Annotated in this window: 3 protein-coding genes; all 3 read right to left on the reverse strand. The window is 54.6% G+C overall.

The window, feature by feature from the left end; translation table 11 throughout:
- Positions 1–158: 158 nt before the first annotated feature.
- Positions 159–3,113, reverse strand: coding sequence for an aminomethyl-transferring glycine dehydrogenase (gcvP, locus tag ACN4EG_RS27190; protein WP_431633419.1), 2,955 nt, complete (start codon positions 3,111–3,113; stop codon positions 159–161).
- Between the two features lie 201 nt (positions 3,114–3,314).
- A complete protein-coding gene (locus ACN4EG_RS27195; protein ID WP_431633420.1) occupies positions 3,315–4,028 on the reverse strand; it encodes a class I SAM-dependent methyltransferase in 714 nt (237 codons plus the stop codon).
- A gap of 8 nt (positions 4,029–4,036) precedes the next feature.
- Positions 4,037–4,426, reverse strand: coding sequence for a glycine cleavage system protein GcvH (gcvH, locus tag ACN4EG_RS27200; protein ID WP_431633421.1), 390 nt, complete (start codon positions 4,424–4,426; stop codon positions 4,037–4,039).
- Positions 4,427–4,525: the final 99 nt, after the last annotated feature.

Below are 4,525 nucleotides of genomic sequence, written 5' to 3' on the forward strand. Positions count from 1 at the left end.
AACGCAGCAGGCTTGTGGAACTTCTACTTAGATGCAGCATAAGTTAGATAACAGTCAGGGCAAACCCTGTCCCAGAGCTGGTTTTATTTCCCAACAACTCTATTGATGTAAGGTCAGCCATCTTGGGAATAGAGACCCAAACAACCTATCGTCATTGTTCAGGAGTTATTGTAGGCATCCATCGGTAAACAGGAACAGACGAGGTTGCGATCGCCATAGGCATTGTCAATCCGATTCACCGCCGGATAGAACTTGTTCTCCCGCGTCCAATTGGTTGGAAAGATCGCCTTCTGCCGTGAGTAGGGACGCTCCCAGGCATCGTCGATCAAATCCATGACCGTATGGGGGGCATTCTTCAGGACATTGTTCTGAGCATCCACCTGACCGTTTTCAATGTCGCGAATTTCCTCTCGAATGGCAATCATGGCATCACAGAAGCGATCGAGTTCCTCAAGGGATTCACTTTCCGTTGGTTCCACCATGATCGTCCCAGCGACGGGCCAAGACACCGTTGGCGGGTGGAATCCATAGTCGATCAACCGTTTAGCCACATCATCCACCTCGATTCCTGCCGTTTTCTTAAATTGGCGCAAGTCGATAATGCATTCGTGGGCTACCAACCCGGCCAAGCCTTTGTAGAGCACTTCGTAATGCCCTTCCAGTCGCTTGGCAATGTAATTGGCATTGAGAATGGCGATTTTTGTGGCTTCCGTCAGACCCGTTCCGCCCATCATGGCAATGTACATCCAGGAAATCGGCAGAATGCTGGAACTGCCCCAGGGAGCCGCAGATACCGCCCCGATCGCTTGGTCTTGCCCGATCGAAATCACCGTATGTCCCGGCAAAAAGGGCGCTAAATGAGCGGCAACACCGATCGGCCCCATGCCAGGGCCACCGCCGCCGTGGGGGATGCAGAAGGTTTTGTGCAGGTTCAAATGGCAAACATCCGCGCCAAAATCCCCTGGACGGCACAGCCCCACCTGCGCGTTCATGTTGGCCCCATCCATATAGACTTGGCCCCCGTTGGCATGGATGATTGCGCAGATTTCCTGAATACCCGACTCAAATACGCCATGGGTGGAGGGATAGGTGACCATCAGCGCCGACAGCGTTTCCCGGTATTGCTCCGCCTTGGCCCGTAGATCGGCAATATCAATATTGCCATCGCCATCGCAATTCACCGGAACCACCTTCATCCCCGCCATCACTGCACTGGCGGGATTGGTGCCGTGGGCGGAGGTGGGAATAAGGCAAATGGTACGATCGCGATCGCCCCGACTTTCGTGATAGGCCCGAATCACTAGCAATCCGGCGTATTCCCCTTGGGAGCCTGCATTGGGTTGCAGCGAAATGGCCGCAAAGCCCGTGACCTCTGCTAACCACTGTTCTAATTGGTTAAACAGAATTTGATATCCTTCCGTCTGCTCAACGGGGGCAAAGGGATGGATTTGCCCAAACTCGGGCCAAGTCACAGGAATCATTTCCGCCGTTGCATTGAGCTTCATCGTGCAGGATCCCAAAGGAATCATCGCACTGGTTAAGGAGAGATCTCGCTGCTGTAACCGATACATGTACCGCAGCAATTCCGTTTCTGAATGGTAAGTGTTGAAAACGGGATGGGTCAGAAAGGCAGAAGTGCGAGCTAAGGACGGCACGATCGAGGCAACGGCGGGTAAGGTTTCAACCGTTTGCCCAGCAAACACTTCCAGTAAATCTAAAATATCCCGCTCGGAAGTCGCTTCATCCAAGGCAATTCCGAACGAACCATCGGCAAACCGCCGCAGGTTAATTTTCCGTTCCGCTGCCCGATCGAGGATCGCTTCGGTGAGATCGCCCACTTGCACCCGAATCGTATCGAAGAAACTTTCCGACACTAGCGTAAAGCCTTGGCCCTTGAGTCCCTCCATCAGGGTGTTGGCTAAGTTGTGCACCCGCTGGGCGATCGCTTTCAACCCCGCTGCCCCGTGGTAGACAGCGTACATGCTAGCAATGACTGCCAAGAGCACTTGGGCGGTGCAGATATTGCTCGTCGCCTTGTCCCGGCGAATGTGCTGCTCCCGCGTTTGTAACGAGAGGCGCAGCGCCCGTTGGCCCCGTGCATCCCGCGAAACTCCCACCAAGCGCCCTGGGATCTGCCGTTTGTAGGCATCTTTTGTGGCGAAATAGGCAGCGTGGGGACCACCGTAGCCCAGGGGCACCCCGAAACGTTGGGTATTGCCCACGGCGATATCTGCGCCAAACTCACCCGGTGGGGTGAGCAAAGTTAGCGCCAAAATGTCGGCAACGACGGTGACTAAGCCCCCCGCTGAATGCACCCGATCGCAGAAGGTCCGGTAGTCATAGATGGTGCCATCGGTGGCGGGATAGGACACCAGTGCTCCAAAAATCGGGGTCTGGCTATCAAAGCTGCGATGATCGCCGACGATGACCTCAATGCCCAGAGGTAAGGCGCGGGTTTGAATGACATCGATCGTTTGGGGATGACACGTTTCCGACACAAAAAAGGCTTTGGCTCCGGTTTTATTGATTCCGTAGCTCATGGCCATGGCTTCCGCCGCCGCTGTGCCCTCATCCAGCAGCGAGGCATTGGCAATTTCCAGCCCTGTCAGGTCAATGACCATGGTCTGGAAGTTCAGCAGGGCTTCGAGGCGACCCTGGGAAATTTCGGGCTGGTAGGGGGTGTATTGGGTGTACCAGGCCGGATTTTCTAGAATATTGCGCAGAATGACCGGGGGCGTGATGCAGTTGCTGTAGCCCATGCCGATGAACGATCGATACACCTGGTTTTTAGCGGCGATCGCCTTCAAGTCTGCCAGGGCTTCATATTCCGATCGAGCTTTGCCAATTTGTAGCGATCGCTTCAGACGAATTTCTGCGGGGACTGCTGCATCCATCAACCCATTTAACGAGTCATAGCCAAGCTGTTGCAGCATTTTCTGCACATCCGCTGCCCGTGGCCCCAAATGGCGATCGGCAAAGCTATCGGTATAGGCCAAGTTGGAACTTTTGCCCATGGCGCGGAAACCGTTGTTGCTATGGCCATTACTAGGGTTAGATTCAGCAGCAGAAAATTCAGCCGGGGCTTGCAGGGAAGAAGAAATAGGCTCTGACATGGGCTTCATTCTTTGGGTGTAGGGAATTCAGGTCTCTATCTGGTTGTAACAGCGTATAACAAGTTTTCACCGATCGGGAACCTATCGGTGTAAAGGGCAGGTAATTTTTTGAAATGGGATCCGTAAATCTTCGAGATTACGAAATGACTTTGCCTAAAATCAATCAATATTTCTACCAGGCAATTTGGCCGTAATTTGCAATCAATCGGCGCGGTACAGCAAGCGAAAGTGGCGGGGACGGAGGCCGTCGGGATCTAAAAGATCGTCTGCCTCGACTAACGGAAGTCCGGTTTGCTCGAAGGTGGCTAACTGCGATCGGGTTAAGGGGAAGGGTGGCCCGGTCAGTGGATCGGTTTCCTCACGGCCTCGGCAAATCACCAGCAGTTCCCCACCCGGTGCCACCAATGGCGCGATCGCCTGCATGGCGGGAATATGGAGTTCCGGGGGCATGGCTTGGATCGTATAAATTTCCAGCACGAAGTCGAAATGCCTAGCCCAATCGCTGGGTAAGTCAAAGAGATCGGCCACTTGGTAATCAACCTGGGACTGGGGAAAACGCTCTCGGCACCAAGCGATCGCCGTAGGAGACAGATCAAACGCAGTCACGTTGAATCCCCGATCGGCCAAGGCTTCCGCATCATCGCCCAGCCCGCAGCCCACCACCAAGGCTGACCGTCCAGTCCCAACGAGCGATCGGGCCGTCAACCAATCCAGAAACAACGGATGGGGCTGACGATTCACCCAGGGAATTGACTCTGGATTGCCGTTGGCCGAGGCATAGAGCGCTTCAAACCAGGCTAAAGGCTGGTCGGTGTCGCGGTAGGTTTGGGCTAGACTTTGCACCCGCGATCGTAATTCCTGACGGTCAACTTCTCGACGGTCAAGTTCCTGTGGCTCCTCGTTGGCCTGACTCATGGGGTGACCTAGGCTCCTTCCACCATGGCACGGTAGGCATCCGCAGACAGGGTCGATTCCACCGCAGTCGCGTCACTCACTTCGACCTTCACAAGCCAGCCAGCCAAGTAGGGATCCGCTTCCAACTGATCCGGCGCATCCACCATCGCTGCATTGACATCAACTACCGTTCCTGAAACGGGGGACTTCAAATCCTCAACGGCTTTGACGGATTCGATCGTGCCGAATTTTTCGCCTTGGGTGACGCTGCTGCCCGGTTCCGGCAATTCCAGAAAAACAATATCGCCCAACTGGTCGATCGCGAAGGCGGTGATGCCCACGGTGGCGACAGCGCCGTCTAAGCGGACGTACTCATGGGTATCGGTGTAGCGCAGATCTTCGGGGTATTCGAATGCCATAGCCAACTCTCGCGATCAAACAATGGTTTTGCAAAACAGTGGTCTTTCAAAAGTGTACCGCTGGTTGGGGGAATTGGGGAATGGGGAGTGGGGAGTGGG

It is taken from the genome of Alkalinema pantanalense CENA528 (genome assembly GCF_050753345.1).
Classification (GTDB): domain Bacteria; phylum Cyanobacteriota; class Cyanobacteriia; order Leptolyngbyales; family Leptolyngbyaceae; genus Alkalinema; species Alkalinema pantanalense.

Bases quoted from the DNA above. Each gene is read 5' to 3' on its own strand.
- gcvH (WP_431633421.1), bottom strand. From the start codon at position 4,426: ATGGCATTCGAATACCCCGAAGATCTGCGCTACACCGATACCCATGAG.
- ACN4EG_RS27195 (WP_431633420.1), bottom strand. From the start codon at position 4,028: ATGAGTCAGGCCAACGAGGAGCCACAGGAACTTGACCGTCGAGAAGTT.
- gcvP (WP_431633419.1), bottom strand. From the start codon at position 3,113: ATGTCAGAGCCTATTTCTTCTTCCCTGCAAGCCCCGGCTGAATTTTCT.